The organism is Neobacillus drentensis NBRC 102427 (assembly GCF_001591445.1).
Classification (GTDB): Bacteria; Bacillota; Bacilli; order Bacillales; family Cytobacillaceae; genus Neobacillus; species Neobacillus drentensis.
In genome coordinates this window covers 26,202-40,392 of the sequence record NZ_BCUX01000026.1, presented here as the reverse complement: position 1 = coordinate 40,392, position 14,191 = coordinate 26,202, and the positions used below count along the sequence as shown (strand labels likewise).

The 14,191-nt window shown below is 37.2% G+C and carries 19 protein-coding genes; 10 read left to right on the top strand and 9 right to left on the bottom strand.

Annotated elements, in window-relative coordinates:
- Positions 1-30: 30 nt before the first annotated feature.
- Together BDR01S_RS14335 and BDR01S_RS14330 are read right to left on the bottom strand one after the other, a co-directional pair.
- Complete coding sequence (locus tag BDR01S_RS14335) at positions 31-807, bottom strand: adenylate/guanylate cyclase domain-containing protein (RefSeq protein WP_066257588.1); 777 nt, start codon at positions 805-807, stop codon at positions 31-33.
- Between the two features lie 22 nt (positions 808-829).
- A complete protein-coding gene (locus tag BDR01S_RS14330; RefSeq protein ID WP_066257590.1) occupies positions 830-2,326 on the bottom strand; it encodes an adenylate/guanylate cyclase domain-containing protein in 1,497 nt (498 codons plus the stop codon).
- 170 nt (positions 2,327-2,496) lie between these two features.
- Between BDR01S_RS14330 and BDR01S_RS14325 the strand changes: the two genes are divergently transcribed.
- The 9 genes from BDR01S_RS14325 (at position 2,497) to BDR01S_RS14285 (ending at position 7,273) form a co-directional block, all read left to right on the top strand.
- On the top strand, positions 2,497-3,087 hold the full coding sequence (locus BDR01S_RS14325; RefSeq protein WP_066257592.1) for a Pycsar system effector family protein: 591 nt from the start codon (positions 2,497-2,499) through the stop codon (positions 3,085-3,087).
- A gap of 866 nt (positions 3,088-3,953) precedes the next feature.
- Positions 3,954-4,211: a competence type IV pilus major pilin ComGC gene (gene comGC / locus BDR01S_RS14320; protein WP_305802338.1), complete on the top strand. Its 258-nt coding sequence runs from the start codon at positions 3,954-3,956 to the stop codon at positions 4,209-4,211.
- Positions 4,211-4,651: a competence type IV pilus minor pilin ComGD gene (comGD, locus tag BDR01S_RS14315; protein ID WP_066257596.1), complete on the top strand. Its 441-nt coding sequence runs from the start codon at positions 4,211-4,213 to the stop codon at positions 4,649-4,651. Before comGC ends, comGD begins: the two co-directional genes overlap by 1 nt.
- The gene (locus tag BDR01S_RS25790) at positions 4,635-4,973 is read left to right on the top strand and encodes a hypothetical protein (protein WP_066257597.1); all 339 of its coding nucleotides are present in this window, start codon (positions 4,635-4,637) and stop codon (positions 4,971-4,973) included. Before comGD ends, BDR01S_RS25790 begins: the two co-directional genes overlap by 17 nt.
- Positions 4,921-5,397, top strand: a complete 477-nt coding sequence (gene comGF, locus BDR01S_RS14305; RefSeq protein WP_235846569.1) for a competence type IV pilus minor pilin ComGF — start codon at positions 4,921-4,923, stop codon at positions 5,395-5,397. The genes BDR01S_RS25790 and comGF overlap by 53 nt, the downstream gene beginning before the upstream one ends.
- Positions 5,394-5,780: a competence type IV pilus minor pilin ComGG gene (gene comGG, locus BDR01S_RS14300; RefSeq protein WP_066257598.1), complete on the top strand. Its 387-nt coding sequence runs from the start codon at positions 5,394-5,396 to the stop codon at positions 5,778-5,780. The genes comGF and comGG overlap by 4 nt, the downstream gene beginning before the upstream one ends.
- Positions 5,781-5,827: 47 nt before the next feature.
- On the top strand, positions 5,828-6,013 hold the full coding sequence (locus BDR01S_RS14295; protein ID WP_066257599.1) for a YqzE family protein: 186 nt from the start codon (positions 5,828-5,830) through the stop codon (positions 6,011-6,013).
- Positions 6,014-6,247: 234 nt separating this feature from the next.
- Positions 6,248-6,946: a helix-turn-helix transcriptional regulator gene (locus BDR01S_RS14290; protein WP_066257600.1), complete on the top strand. Its 699-nt coding sequence runs from the start codon at positions 6,248-6,250 to the stop codon at positions 6,944-6,946.
- An 84-nt stretch (positions 6,947-7,030) separates the two neighbouring features.
- Positions 7,031-7,273, top strand: coding sequence for a DUF2626 domain-containing protein (locus BDR01S_RS14285; protein WP_066257603.1), 243 nt, complete (start codon positions 7,031-7,033; stop codon positions 7,271-7,273).
- Between the two features lie 43 nt (positions 7,274-7,316).
- On the opposite strand, the gene BDR01S_RS14280 is transcribed toward BDR01S_RS14285, so the two are convergent.
- Positions 7,317-8,405, bottom strand: a complete 1,089-nt coding sequence (locus tag BDR01S_RS14280; protein WP_066257604.1) for a class I SAM-dependent methyltransferase — start codon at positions 8,403-8,405, stop codon at positions 7,317-7,319.
- A 164-nt stretch (positions 8,406-8,569) separates the two neighbouring features.
- Positions 8,570-9,205 (bottom strand): MBL fold metallo-hydrolase, encoded by a 636-nt coding sequence (locus BDR01S_RS14275; protein ID WP_066257606.1) that lies wholly within the window; start codon positions 9,203-9,205, stop codon positions 8,570-8,572.
- 214 nt (positions 9,206-9,419) lie between these two features.
- Between BDR01S_RS14275 and BDR01S_RS24910 the strand changes: the two genes are divergently transcribed.
- Positions 9,420-9,596, top strand: coding sequence for a DUF2759 domain-containing protein (locus BDR01S_RS24910; protein ID WP_066257608.1), 177 nt, complete (start codon positions 9,420-9,422; stop codon positions 9,594-9,596).
- A gap of 54 nt (positions 9,597-9,650) precedes the next feature.
- Here BDR01S_RS24910 and BDR01S_RS14270 read toward each other — a convergent pair whose 3' ends face one another.
- From BDR01S_RS14270 to BDR01S_RS14250, 5 genes are all read right to left on the bottom strand, one after another.
- Positions 9,651-9,968 carry an MTH1187 family thiamine-binding protein gene (locus tag BDR01S_RS14270; RefSeq protein WP_066257611.1) on the bottom strand — a complete coding sequence of 106 codons (318 nt, stop codon included), beginning with the start codon at positions 9,966-9,968 and terminating at the stop codon, positions 9,651-9,653.
- Between the two features lie 88 nt (positions 9,969-10,056).
- Positions 10,057-11,187 (bottom strand): YqgU-like beta propeller domain-containing protein, encoded by a 1,131-nt coding sequence (locus BDR01S_RS14265; protein ID WP_157406174.1) that lies wholly within the window; start codon positions 11,185-11,187, stop codon positions 10,057-10,059.
- A gap of 131 nt (positions 11,188-11,318) precedes the next feature.
- Positions 11,319-12,290 carry an ROK family glucokinase gene (locus BDR01S_RS14260; RefSeq protein WP_066257614.1) on the bottom strand — a complete coding sequence of 324 codons (972 nt, stop codon included), beginning with the start codon at positions 12,288-12,290 and terminating at the stop codon, positions 11,319-11,321.
- A gap of 5 nt (positions 12,291-12,295) precedes the next feature.
- On the bottom strand, positions 12,296-12,511 hold the full coding sequence (locus BDR01S_RS14255) for a YqgQ family protein (RefSeq protein WP_066257616.1): 216 nt from the start codon (positions 12,509-12,511) through the stop codon (positions 12,296-12,298).
- A 95-nt stretch (positions 12,512-12,606) separates the two neighbouring features.
- Complete coding sequence (locus BDR01S_RS14250; protein WP_066257617.1) at positions 12,607-14,151, bottom strand: rhomboid family protein; 1,545 nt, start codon at positions 14,149-14,151, stop codon at positions 12,607-12,609.
- Positions 14,152-14,191: the final 40 nt, after the last annotated feature.

Here is a 14,191-nt window from a genome sequence, read left to right as displayed (position 1 = left end):
TATAAAAAAAGCCCACATCAGTGAGCCTTCTCATTTATTCTCTTCTGCCCAGTTGTTAATGCTATTTCTATGAAAATTTCCCACATAAACACTTCCAAACGTATTATGATTCTTTTCCGTTAAGAAATCCTGGAACGTTTGCTGTTTCTCAGCATTTGCAATATACGTGCCTGCACTTACATAAACCTCTTCTGTAACGCAAATTGCGTGCGATGTATATTTTTTATAAGCTAGTCCACACATTTTTGATGCTTTGTTTACAACGTCTCCCATGTATACCAAATCCTTAATACCACTTCCGCTAAATCCCGCTTTAATGACAAGAGCCCTTCCATAGGCAACTCCAATGCCCGCTTTCAACTCATCAAAGTTTTTCCATTTCTTCTTGTATTTCACGTTTAGGGCATTCATCATTGCATTGGACATAGATGAAGCTTGAAGAGCTTCGATAACCGGCGATTCAGCACCTTCTATATCCCCAGCAAACATAGCTGACACACAGTCTCCAACAATGTTAATCTCCTTACACGTTTTAAAGCTGTTAACGATGGCGACCATTTCACTGATATATGCTCTATAGAGACGTGCTAAAGATTTGGACAATTTTCCTTGTGTTTTGATTAGGTCTGTTGAACCTCTCAAGTCTATAAAAATCGCCGCACATTTCACGTATTTTCCGTTGTTAAAGGTTAAGTCATCAATATCAGGGATATCATCTGACTCTTCATACGATGTACTGTCATACAGGATAGAGTCAATTCTTTTTAAACTGTTTTCAAGATTGAAACTTTTATGGCTTGACCTCAATTAATGATTCCTCTCTCTCGTACTATTCAATAAACAGACCTATGCGATTTACGATTTCGTTTTCTATTCCTAATTGTTTGAGAACATTCCTGAGCCGGAGAACGTTATCAACGGATGGATTGTGGTGCTGAATGTGATAAATAACGGCTTGCAAGTACTCCTGCTCTCGACCTACTTTTTTAATAACCGGAACTGAGTTGGACTCTAAAGGAATGTAAGCGGTTGGCAAATCTTCTGTCAATTGTCCAATCAGAATCCGAAACGCTAATTCCGATTCACCTTTGCCATGTAAATACATTACCATTTGAAATACATGCAATTCATTGTGGACAGTCCCGGCTTTCTTTCCAATTGCCGCCCCTAAATCTTGAACTTGCTTCAATTCAATTAAAAAGTCCTCTAGCTTCATATGGTTTGTTCTTTCTCTGAGTGCGGTCACTTTAACAGTGTAGGCGAGTTCTTTTTTCCTGTAAGCAAGGATTCTCTCAATATCCTGTTCTTTCTTCTTCAATTCTTCTTCTTTTTTCTTCACAGCTTGTTCCCGGCTCTGCAGTTCCTGGAGTTTCCTCTCCGCTTGGGACTCTTTTGCGGCGACGGCTACTTCACGTAGAACAACTTGTTCAAAATTACTCAACAGTCCACCAACTTTTGATTCTACACCTTGAACAATGTCCGTGACGATACGTCCAATATCATTACCTTCTGATTCTATGATGCCTTTGTGAGAAGACGTTGCTCGTTTCTCATCTGATTCTTCCCCATCAGATGGTTCCTCTACTAGCTCCGGTAGGTAAAACTCACGAACCCCATACCCTTCAAATAAGGTATCGCCTTTAAATCGAAAGGTCTTTGTCCAAATTTCAGAGCCGTCACTATTTTTCTTGTATTCAGAAGGGAGTTTCTCATAAAAACGCTTTGTCACAAAAATCTCAGATGCTTCTGCGAGGTCGGTATGTTTGCTTGCCACGTTTGCCGTCTTTCCTGCCCACACCAAATCCCTGGAGTCATCTCCTTGATGTTTAATCCCAATGGGTGTGACCAGGATTCTTCCCGTATCAATTCCCACACCACAAGCAATTTCTTTTTGGTTGACGTTTTTTCGGCAGAGCGGGTTAAAAATATATTCAACGACACTTGTAATGGCACGTGCGGCATCCATAGCTTTTTGGATAGAGCTTTCTTCTGCATCATCAACGAATACACCCATCACTCTGTCACCAGCAATTTGTCTAACTCTCCCACCGCTTTCATACACACACATCGACATCGCTCTTGCAAAAGCACGATAGATTTTTGCCATACTTTTGGCTTGAGACTTATCCGATAACTTTGTGGAGCTCCTGATATCAACAAAAAGAATTGTGCAGTTGGTTACTATCAACCCTTTGTTTTTATCCGGCAAGTCATCAACTGACGGAACACTGTCTCCCTCGAAATCATCTACTTCCATTTCTGTGGTAAAGATGGTTTCAATTTTTTCTTCTATTTTCTTCAACCCTTCTTCTGTTACCTTTGGCAATTGCGTGCTCCCCCTTCCCCATTGCAACATTCACAATTTTCATTATACTACTATTTGTGTGGTAGCTAGGTCGAAAGTTTGATACGATTTACATAAGAATTTGTTCTTGCAAAAGAATTATGAAATGGCTATAAAAAGATTGATTATTTGATGTGTAAAGGAGAGCGAGTATGTCAGAAGAAAACAAGTTGAGTGAAAGTGAAATAAAAGAGGAAGCGGTTCAAACATTAGAAAGAATAAACTTTTGGATTTCAAACTGCGACACCAAAATATCCTTCTCATTAGCGTTTGCAGGTATCCTTCTCGGAGGATTTTTTTCGAGCGGTATTATTACCGGTTCATTAAACAAGCTAATGAAAGGGCTCAAGGAGATTGACAAGGATACGCCTTATTTGAAGATTCAATACTTGGAGATAACAACTGTTGTGCTAGTGGTGTTCATTATTTTAATGATTGTTAGCCTCACCTACCTTTTTAGAGGGAAGAAAGGTTCCATTGACACAGGTGTTTACAATGAGGCGGATTTATCGAAGGATTCTACTCTCTTCTTTGGCACCATTCAGAACAAATCTTTTATCGCATTTAAAAACAGTATGATTGGGATAAAGAAAGACGAGCTGGTAAATGATTACCTATCTCAAGTCTACATCAATTCAAAAATATGCAACAGGAAATTCACACTCTACAATAAAGGAGTAAACTGGCTAATCGCATCAACGATTGCATTTATCATTCTAAATGGAATGTTTCTATTCTTATAAAAAAAAGACTCAAGAGAATCTCTTGGGTCTTTTTATTAGGCTGTTTCCTTATAGATAGAGGTATGGTCTCTCATTATAGTGAGGAGGGTAAAGTATAAATTTATTTCACTAACGTGTGCTTATATTTAAGATCAGCTGCCAAACCAGGCGGCTTTTCTTATTTCATAAAGGGGCAGCATTCCTGTAATAAAACAAAATTTGTGAACAAATGTACTTAAACAAACGGGTGCGTTAATGAAATAATCATATATTTCTAAATAAGGCATTACTCATGGGCTCTTGGTCGGTCTTTGGTTGATGTCTTTTTTGTACATCTTGACCACGGGTCAGGATTTGATCTTGTCTGAGACCTTGTTCACAAGATCGTCAATAGTAGGAAATACATAAAAATTATTCCTTACCTCTTCCCGAATCAAAAGACCCTTTTCAACCAATTGAGTAACGATTTTACTTGCTCTTTACGGTCTAAATTTAACTTCTAAGCAATCTTACTTTGAGAAGGTAATGAAACACCCTGACAGAGTTCTGCCGCAATGTATGTAAAAGCATTATCCTCTTGTGTTCAGAGGTCAAAATACTGGTAAACTGTTTTAATCGTTGTTATAAAAAAACCATTATCGTTTCGAGTGGATAGAGCCTGAGCGGTTGCAGTCATCAACTTATTACTTGCCATTGTGTTTTTCCCTCCCTTATCGATAAGTGTGAAGTAAGTTATCCCCACATTTATGCTAAAAGGAACAATATTGAGCCTGGTGACGGCTCTCAGCCCCCTCTTGCTCATTAACCAAGTTTCAATCTTTAATCTTACAATATAGTGGTAGGAAAGAGCGTTCTTGTTTAAAAGTCAGCCTGTTCCACTTGACACAGTGCTGTTAATAATCACAATTCCTAACGTTGCTAAACATAATTCAAATATAAACAATAAAGGCTGCGATGCCTACGTTAAAATGGTTCAAGCTCAAGTTCAAGCATATGAAATGGATAAGAATAAGATTCCCACTATCGCGGAACTAAAAACGGAAGGATATATAAAGACGGACGCTAAAGGCTGTCCAAACGGTAAGACGGTTGAAATAGACTCTGACGGTACTGTTACAGCTGTTGCATCAGTAACCACCCCATAATGAATAACCATCAAAAAGGCTTCACTTTAATTGAGTCCCTGTTAGTTCTCTCCATCTTCATGATTATCTCCTCAATTACAGTTTTCTCCTTAAAGCCACAGCACACAATAATGGAGGATGAGGCCTTTTTAACCCAATTAAAAGCCGACCTATATTATGCACAACAATATGCTATCTCCCATCAGGATGAAGTTTCAATTGTTTTTTTTCCAAGCCAGAATCAGTACTCTATCTTTTTGCTGCCCGACCTGCCACCAGTCGTCCATCGCAATTACTCAAAAAATATTACTCTCACTGAAGGCTCCCTTACCTTATATTTTAAATTTCTAAGTGACGGCAATGTAAACAAATTTGGCACGATCTTTATCCAAACAAACAATAAAAGATATGTTTTAACCGTTTTAATCGGAAAGGGGCGATTCTATGTTAAGGAGTACTAAAGGCTTTTTCTTGCTGGAATTGCTGCTTTCTCTTTCGGCCTGGTTAATGCTTAGCTTATTTTGTCTTCCTTTATTGATTGAGCTAAGGGATCAATCTCGACAATTGGAATTGGAAAGTAAAGCAAGGCAGCTTATGTTTGAGGAACTCCAGACCCAACTAATCAATAATAAATCATTTTCAAATTACACTTCCATTCTGAATGGAGTTGAGTACCAAATCATTTGGAAAAACAGTGGAACAGTTGACCAAAAGGAGGTGTGTGTAAGAATTGAAAAAAATTCTTTCCTGCCTGAAACCGAAATATGCGGTTTACTGGAATGAAAAAGCATTTACGCTCATCGAAGCACTTATTGCTTTTTCTATTTTTACAACGATTATTTTCTTTATGACACCTATTTTTCAAATTATCCTTACGAATAAGGATACTGATGCATCCTTACAGGCAATGGAGTGGGAAGTCTTTTCAAGCCAAATAAAAAAAGAAATAAGATTGTCTACTCGAGCAGAAGTGGTTTCAGGACGACTAATTCTAACGAAGGATATAGAAACCATTCAATATGAAAGATATGGCACTAACCTTAGGAGACGTGTGAATTCTACTGGACATGAAATAATCCTCCAAAATGTTTCACAATTTTCCTTTTCTATTTTAAACAATGCCGTCAAAGTCCTCGTAACGGACCTACGGGGAAGAGAATACTCAGTTACAGCAGTTCCAATCATTAATTGGGGGCCTGTCCCATGAAAAATAATGAGAAAGGGTTCACTTACCCACTTACCTTGTGTTTGGTCATCCTTTTTTTATCATTTTTCTCGTTGCGTATTGAACAATTATTGTCCGTAAGAAAAATGGCACATGAAACAGATATCATTCTGCAAGAGGAGTACTATTTTCTATCGTCAGCAAAAAAAGTTGAAATGAATTTTCAAAAGAGTGGGACATTACCTTCAAAAGGAGCATTTACATTTGTTAATGGCACCATGAATTACCAAGCTGACCCTCCTACTGGATTTATCCAAAGAGTCAATTTCACACTTCGCCTTAATGCAGGTGACAAAGCATTTATCGGTAGGGGATTTTTTGATACAAGAACTAAAAGATTAACCAAATGGATTGAATTGAAGTAAACAAATTTGGACATACTTGATGATGAAAATTAAAGGCAGGTGTGTCCATGAAAACTAATGACTATGTTAAATATATGACCCAAACCATCGTAAAATATGCAGACCAACCGAAGGATGAACGAAGACGTCTTCGGACTGTACGCAAGGAAACAAAAGCATCCTTTTGGTATCGTTGGTTCGGAATACTACCCTACATTCTCTATTATGAAGTAAAAAAAAGACGAAAAATGTAACAGGCAATCCTGCAGGTACATTTTTTGATACTTTTCCAATATAGCAATATTTTGGTCATTGACATTAGTAGTAGTTTATTAGATTTAGCCATTTTTTTATTATATTGTTACAATAAAAAGTCTGAAATTGTGAACATTTTCTAAACTTATAGTGTTAACGTTGTTAACCTCATTCCCATGTACCTTCGGCTGTATTATAATGGAATAAATTATGGGGGTCCGAGGTGAACAGTGATGGAACAAACATTAAAGATAACAAACGTTTTGTCAGATCCAACACGGTACTATATTTATCAATACATTACCAAACGTCATCAAGAAGTAACGGTTCAAGAGGTGGCGGAAAATTTTAATATTCATCCAAATGTAGCAAGATTGCATTTATCAAAGCTAGAAGATGTAAATATGTTAGCATCGGAAACAAAGAAAACTGGAAAAGGCGGCAGGCCAAGTAGGTTGTATCGTTTATCTGACGATGTAATCCAGCTTCATTTCCCATTCCGTGACTACATGCTCTTATCCAAAGTCGCCATTCAAACAATGATTTCGCTTGGAGAAGCAGGAAAGCAAGCCCTTTTCCTAACAGGAAAACGTTTTGGTATTGAAGTGATTGAACAAGAAAAGGCAAAAAGAGCGTTTGGCGAGGAATTAGAATTTGATCAAAAGCTAACAATATTAAAAAGTGCTGCAACGCTTGCAGGTTTTTATCCGGAATTTGAAGCAAACGGAGAAAAAACAAAAATCTATTTCCAAATATTCAATTGCCCATTTAAAGAAGTGGCTGAAGAACATACGGAAACAGTTTGCAGCATGCATCATGAATTTCTAAAGGGCATGTTTGAAGCACTTTTTGAATCCGTTGAGTTGATTGAGAAGGATAATATTATTTCCGGCTGCGAAACTTGTTCTTATCAAGCACTGGTAACAAACTAATTCGAAACCATTATTTACATTATGCCTCCTTTTACTTTATAATATTGTAATGATGGTATCGTAGGGTAAAAGGAGGGGATACATATGGATCGCATGTTCAGAGTTTGTGGTTTCTGGACGGGCATTTTTACAGTAATGTTTTATCTAGGAGATTTGGATAAAACAGCAATGTTATTCTTAGCCCAAACAGGTTTTTTCGTTTTGCTTAGCTATCTTAAATTATCCGAACGCATGTATTTGTGGGTCTTCGGAGCATATTTAACAGTTTTCTTCGCTGGCTTCACTTATTGGACAACATTCATGATGGTGCCTGGTGTAGCAGAGTAAGAACAATTTTAAAAAAAGACGCCGGAAAACTCCGGCGTTTTTCTTATTCTACGAAAACGTTCCTCTCATTTAATTTTATCCCTTTTTGCTGGATGACCACATGAAAATAAGAACTCATTCCTGAGGGCATGATTAAGCTGCGAATGGCCCGATTCCGTTTGCTAACCTCTGAAAATGGATTGGGGTCATAATGGTTCTCTAGTTCTTTTAGAATACCGGCCTTTAATAAAAATTCATCTTGTCTTAGTTTGGAAATTAACTCCAATTCTGCTTGTTCACCCTTTTGAATGAGATAATCAAAATGGATATGCGTGGTAATATCCATTTCACCAGGATGCTGTAGGACATCATTAATCATCTGGTGTTGAAAATAGCCTCTTAAACTCCCCTTCGCCCTCCTCGGGTCCATCCACTCCTCAAGTGTATAGCCATAATCTGCTGTTACAACAATTCCTTTTATTAGGGACTTAGAAATTTCTCTTAACATTTTTTCCATTGCTAACGGTACCTCAATCCGCTGGTTTTCACTTAATTCCATCTTGCATTCCTGTAAAAAAAACAGGATGTCTGAATTTGTTAATAGCACTCTTTGCTCAAACAGTTCATTATTTTTAATCCCAATCATTACTTCAAAAAGGTTCCCATTTACCTTCTCAATAACATGAACTGGTAGTGCATCAAATAGTTCGTTGGAAAAGATCATTCCCTCAAAAGCCTCAACTTCACAAAGACTCTCTACTTGGACAATCGAAAAATTAGTCAGCAATTCCCTTTGCAGTTTCCTATGATAGGGACTGCTTTCAACAATAATATATTTTAAGGGTGTTTTTATCGTTTCTTGCCATTCCTGTAAAAACGCCTCGGCAAAACGTCCATTTCCAGCTCCAATTTCACAAAATACTGGGTCTAATTGTCCGTTTGTACAGATATTAGAAAACCATTTTGCCATCATTCTACCGTATAGATCAGATATATTGCTAGTTGTAATGAAATCACCCAGTCGGCCAATTTTCTGTTTATCTTTCATATAATAACCGTAATCAGGATGATATAATGCTGCCCCGATAAAATCCGCATAGGAAATCAGCTGATTGGATGAATTTGTAATTAAACTCTTTAAAAATGTGTTCATATATGCTCCTTTTTTAAATAAACACTATTGACATAGTGTAAACTTTATAATATTGTAAGGATAGTAGCTTAACTTTTAACCCTCCCATATAAGAATAAAATATCCCCCAGAAAAACCCTTCTCAATTTGGAGAAGGGTTTTTCTATAGTATCGTCTCCCCAGTCCTAAAATCCATTTAAAAACGGATTACTGTCCATTTCTTCACCAATGGTTGTTACAGGGCCGTGTCCTGATAAGACATACGTTTCCTCAGGCAAAACAAGCAGTTTATCATGGATGCTCTTTAGTAGCTGAGTTTCATTTCCACCTGGCAGGTCTGTTCGACCAATACTGCTTTGAAACAAGGCATCTCCAGAGAGAACAAACCCAGCCTTCTCAAAATAATAAGAAACACTTCCCGGTGAATGTCCAGGTGTATGAAAAATGGTAAACTCAAAACCACCTAAGTTCATTTCCCCTTCATTTTTAATAATATGATCAGCTGGATTTACTGAAATTGATTCTTGAATCATAAAATATTGCGATCCATTCAATGAGGCGTCACCCAACCATTTTTCCTCTTGTTTGTGAAGATAAACTGGAATTTTATAAAAGTCCCTTACTTCATCAACACCCCCTATATGATCAAAATGGGCATGGGTTAATAAAATCGCAAGTGGTTTTATTTTTCTATTGTTCAACATCTGAATGAGCTTTTTCCCTTCACTGCCTGGGTCAAAGATTAAACAGGAGCGATCTGAATTTTCTACTATGTAACAGTTCGTTTGAAGTGCCCCCAAGGGGATTTGCTGCCATTTCATTCTCTTTGTACCTCCAATTAAAGTTGCGATATAATTATTTTACACTAAGTAGGTAGTAGAGTTAAAGCATACTTATTCAATCATGTCCTTTTTTGGACTCGACAAATGAAAGAAAAAAATATAAAATAAGTATCGAATGTATATAATATAGGTACATAATTTTTTTGAAATTTTTGTTGTATTGCCTGCATATGACGAATAAGGGGGATTTTCCATGGGTTTAGTAATTATTTTTGCTCTTGTAACCATCCTTGCTGCTTACGGCGGATTTTCAGCACTCAAGAATAAAAATTTCTTAGGCGCGTTTTGGGGTGTAGCATCATTTGTGACTTTTGGTTGGTTTACAGTGATGACCATTGTTCATTCTGGATTTCCTACTGGAACTCACTAAGAACTTAAAAAGACTGCCAGGCGGCAGTCTTTTTTTATGTTAAGGGAGGAATTTCTACTCCTCATTTAACAGGCTTGTTACCCGCTCTACTTTATATTCCATACTGTGCTTAACATCTCTTCGTTCATCAATTCGAATCGTTGTAGCGACCCGGTGTATCCCTTCAGAGAAGGGTGCCTCATGCATTTCTTGAATTACCTCTAAAAGAATCGGTAATTCTCCTTCAATTATCGTATTCATCGGTGTTAATTGAAACCGAATCTTCCCTTCTTCTTGATATTTTCTCAAAACCTTTTGAACACTTGCTACATATTTACTGACACTTGGAGTTTCTGTACCTATGGGTATAACTGTTACATCCACAATAGCCATAAAATATTCCCTTCCTCTCTCCTCATTTTTCATAACAACGTGATTTTATCACAATCGAAGATTAAATAAAAAAATGACAACCGTATTGTCATTCTTTTATTAGTTCATATATTTTCTTGCTGTCAATATCAATAATTTTTTCAAACTGATTCCCATACAAAAGTGCACTACCTGAAGGGGATATAGCGATAGGCTCATTTTCTAGTCCTTCGTATATTAAGTTTCTGCTCCCATTCTTAGGATTGTAGGCTAGAAGTTGAAAGCCATCAGTATAGGAATCTGCTTCACCGCTGGTTAAAGGGCTAAAAGTAATAAATTGTCCTTTCTGCTCATTAAAATCATTGTAAGGAACTAACCAATCCGAATAATTGGTTAGCTGTGGTATAGAAAACGTAAATAGCCTTTTCATGCCTTTATCAAAAAATGAATATCTTGCCATGGATTGATCTTTTTCATTTACAGCGACTGTCATGAACAGATTACGTGAGGTAGAAAAATTGATGACAGAAGGATATAGAGTCTTTTCATTCCCATTATCTAAATTTTTTCCAATAAGCGGTGCAGATAAGGATGGACTATTTTCATCCCAAGTAATCAGGGCAACCTCACTCGCATTTATCCATTTTATAAAGGGCTGCGGCAAGTTAAGTTCAGTGATATTAGCCCTTTTCAAATCTAGTAAAAATACTTGAAAGCCCCAATCCACATCAAATTTTGTGACAAGAATCTTTGATTCCTGGTATGGATTCCACTCAAATGCTAATTCATAGGAAGCAAATGATTTTTTCAATTGTTCCTTCCCTTTTGTATCAATGATTGTTACGTCTCCTTCGTATGATGACGGTGAGGAATGAATCAATAACCTCTTTTTTGAAGGGCTAATTTGTACATTGACAATCGGATGTTCACTTTTATAAATAAATTCACTTTTACCTGTTAGCAGATCGTATCGAAAAACACTTGAAGTTTGTTCTAGATTGGTAATATAGAGGACCTGGGTATCAGAAAGCCATCCGACAAGTTTGTAAAATTCACCTGCTGGGATAGAAATGGGTAGCTTCCATTTATCTCCTAGAGAGGCATGTGTTTTAGGCTTTTCATTTTTAGGAGTAACTTTTTGATTTAATTGCTCTTTTTCGGCACATGCACTTAAAATGAGGACCAAAATAAATAAACGGAGGATAAGAAAAATAGGTTCATTACTTTTTTGCCGGCTCAATTTATCAATATTTCCTCCTCTCATTTATCTCTCTTAAATTAGTACGTTTTTTTGCTAATAATGTTTCAGCTTTTATTATAAATAATCAAAATAGGAAAAAAGCCGCATGACTGCGGATTTTCCTAAGTTGTCTATTGATTTACTTTATTCTTAATCAGCCAAGCAGCACCAAGTACACCTGCATCATTCCCTAATGTTGCTAAAGCAAGTTTCGTGGAATCACGTACGGCTGAAAAAGCAAACTTCTCAAAATGACTTATTACAGGATCTAATAAAATATCGCCAGCTTTTGAAACACCACCGCCAAGAACAATTTTTTCAGGGTTGAGCGTATTGGCAATATTAGCTAATACGAAACCTAAATGAAAGGAAATCTCATCCAATACAGATTGTGCCACTTCATCATGATTACGAACTGCATCGAAGACATCTTTTGCAGTGATACTGCCATTCTCAGCCAGCTTTTCAGACAATTTGCCTTTTCTCCCTTTAGCAAGTTCAATCCGAGCTAAACGAACAATCCCTGTTGCAGAAGCGACCGTCTCCAGACAGCCTGTCTTCCCGCAATTGCATGGTGCTCCACCGCTTGGGATAGCTGTAATATGACCTATTTCTCCTGCTGCACCATTAATGCCTTGAACAACCTTGCCGTCAACAATTACGCCGCCGCCGACACCCGTTCCGAGTGTGACACAAACAAGGTCCTTCGCTCCATCCCCCGCTCCAATCCACATCTCACCCAATGCGGCACAGTTTGCGTCATTTTCAATTGCTGCTGGAAGTGAGGTTGCAGCTTCAAGACGGTCCTTTAAAGGATATTGATCTGGCCAGCCTAAGTTAACAACATTTAAAACGATACCCTCTTCATAGTTTACTGGCCCGGGTGCACCCATACCAATTCCTAGGATATTATTTTTTGTTTGATTATGTTCAACTAGTTTTTCATCAATAGCGTTAGCAATATTTACTGTAATCTTTTGCCCTTCATTTGTGTTATCAGTTGGTATTTCCCATTTGTGGACGATCTCACCATCAGTAGTTATAAACGCTAATTTAGTAGTTGTCCCTCCTAGGTCAACGCCAACAATCCATTTTTTTGACAATCGAATCACCTATCTTTTTTTATGACTTTTTCTTTTTGAAATTGTATTTCATGCCTTAAAATTAAAAGTGCGGTTTGGAATTCCCTTGGCTCTATCAACTGTGATTGGTAAAGATCCTTTAACTCCATTTCCATTAATTCAAGGTCTGCGACTCTATCACCTATATAAATAATTGTTCCAAAACTCTTTAACAATTGCTGAATATCATAAATAGTTTTCATCTATATCTCCTTGTATTTTAATTGAGAGAAACCTAATAGTACAAGCTAATTTTTTATTTAAAAAATAATAGAGTGTTCTGCTCTCCTTCGCCGGATTATTGGAGCTGACGATTGATTTCGCGAAGTAATTCGGAATAATCCTTTTGTTTCGGTTTTAGCTTGATAGCCTTTTCTACATTTCCTTTTGCCTCTTCTAGATCTAGTTGTTCAAGATTAATAAGTGCTAAATTGTAAAACGCCTCATCAAAACTAGGATCTAGCATAACGGCTTGTTGTAAATGTGTTTTTGCTTCCGAAAGCATATCTTTTTTAATTTCAACAAACGAGAGAAGAAAGTACGTTTTCTCTGATAGATTGACTGAATTATCTTCGGATTCCTTTAAAACATTATAGGCTTTATCATAGTTGTTTTGTTTTATATATTCCTGTGCCATTAATAAACTTGAGTTTTCATCATGTAATTTTCCAAGAGAACTAAAACCATAAGTTAAAGAACCCCACAGGAGTGCTCCAGACGCAATGAAAAATAGCAGTTGCAGCCATAGTTTCCTCTTCTTTGGAAAATGAACAAGACCAGCTGCAAAGAATCCCCCAACCAAACCGCCCAGATGTCCCGCATTATCAATTCCTGATGAAGAAAACCCAATCATAAGATTGATTCCAAGTACGACAATCAAATTCATTCCCATGGTTCGAAAAAACAATTTCGGGAAAATAGCTCCAAAATAAAGTAACGCACCAAAGCAACCGAAAATAGCACCACTTGCGCCTGCTGATAAGTTGGCACTGAAGATGAAACTAGCTATAAACCCCGTGACTCCGGCAAACAAGTAAATCCAAAGGAAACGAAGATTGCCAAAAATTCTTTCCACTTCAGTTCCGAGAAAGTATAAAGCCAGAGTATTCATTGATAGATGGATAAAACCAATATGAAGAAAAACTGGTGTAATAAACCGCCACCATTCCCCTTCGACAATTAGTTGGTTAACCTTTGCCCCGTATTTTATCAAGGTAGAAGTATTGGTGCTTCCTCCATGAAGCTGAAGCCAGAGAAAAACAGCAATCTGGATCGCTATGAAAACATAAGTGAAGAAGGGTTTACTATTCATCAGAACAGCTCTTTCCGACTTTACTTTTTTAACAGCATAATCCAAGGCTGCTTTCTTAACTAACTTAACCTCCTCTTCAGAGTATTCTTCATTGATTGGAAAATGAAGCTCGGCCCCAAGTCTCTCTGAAATATGATGGAAACCTGCTTCAAATTCCCCCTGTGCAAATAGAAACGAACTAACCATTGTTTTATTTCCATCAGGAAAAATGAAAGGTTTCGCGAGACGAAATTCATATTCATCAACTGGCGGGAATTGACTAACATAAATGTTGACAACATTTAACTGCTGTCGACCAATTTGCTTGCGGACTCTCTCTCCATTAGCAGCAGTAAACTCGATATCCCGCTGCATCGCATTACTCCAATCCAGATTATGAAGCAAAATCCGAATGACCGGTGCTTTTTTATTCTCTATTTTTTCTAGCCATAATTCCTTTTGATTCTCAAATAATTGTATAATTCGGTAACCTTCTTCTGAAATTAATGAATATGCCAGCTTCCAAAAAACGTAACTCTCTTTACTATTCATTTCCCCCCTGCTTCCTATGTAAAAATAAGCACACAATTTA

What these genes read in the sequence shown, in the direction of transcription:
- BDR01S_RS14325 (WP_066257592.1), top strand. Translation starts at nt 2,497, where the DNA reads ATGTCAGAAGAAAACAAGTTGAGTGAAAGTGAAATAAAAGAGGAAGCG.
- comGD (WP_066257596.1), top strand. Translation starts at nt 4,211, where the DNA reads ATGAATAACCATCAAAAAGGCTTCACTTTAATTGAGTCCCTGTTAGTT.
- BDR01S_RS25790 (WP_066257597.1), top strand. Translation starts at nt 4,635, where the DNA reads ATGTTAAGGAGTACTAAAGGCTTTTTCTTGCTGGAATTGCTGCTTTCT.
- comGG (WP_066257598.1), top strand. Translation starts at nt 5,394, where the DNA reads ATGAAAAATAATGAGAAAGGGTTCACTTACCCACTTACCTTGTGTTTG.
- BDR01S_RS14295 (WP_066257599.1), top strand. Translation starts at nt 5,828, where the DNA reads ATGAAAACTAATGACTATGTTAAATATATGACCCAAACCATCGTAAAA.
- BDR01S_RS14290 (WP_066257600.1), top strand. Translation starts at nt 6,248, where the DNA reads ATGGAACAAACATTAAAGATAACAAACGTTTTGTCAGATCCAACACGG.
- BDR01S_RS14285 (WP_066257603.1), top strand. Translation starts at nt 7,031, where the DNA reads ATGGATCGCATGTTCAGAGTTTGTGGTTTCTGGACGGGCATTTTTACA.
- BDR01S_RS14280 (WP_066257604.1), bottom strand. Translation starts at nt 8,405, where the DNA reads ATGAACACATTTTTAAAGAGTTTAATTACAAATTCATCCAATCAGCTG.
- BDR01S_RS14275 (WP_066257606.1), bottom strand. Translation starts at nt 9,205, where the DNA reads ATGAAATGGCAGCAAATCCCCTTGGGGGCACTTCAAACGAACTGTTAC.
- BDR01S_RS24910 (WP_066257608.1), top strand. Translation starts at nt 9,420, where the DNA reads ATGGGTTTAGTAATTATTTTTGCTCTTGTAACCATCCTTGCTGCTTAC.
- BDR01S_RS14270 (WP_066257611.1), bottom strand. Translation starts at nt 9,968, where the DNA reads ATGGCTATTGTGGATGTAACAGTTATACCCATAGGTACAGAAACTCCA.
- BDR01S_RS14255 (WP_066257616.1), bottom strand. Translation starts at nt 12,511, where the DNA reads ATGAAAACTATTTATGATATTCAGCAATTGTTAAAGAGTTTTGGAACA.
- BDR01S_RS14250 (WP_066257617.1), bottom strand. Translation starts at nt 14,151, where the DNA reads ATGAATAGTAAAGAGAGTTACGTTTTTTGGAAGCTGGCATATTCATTA.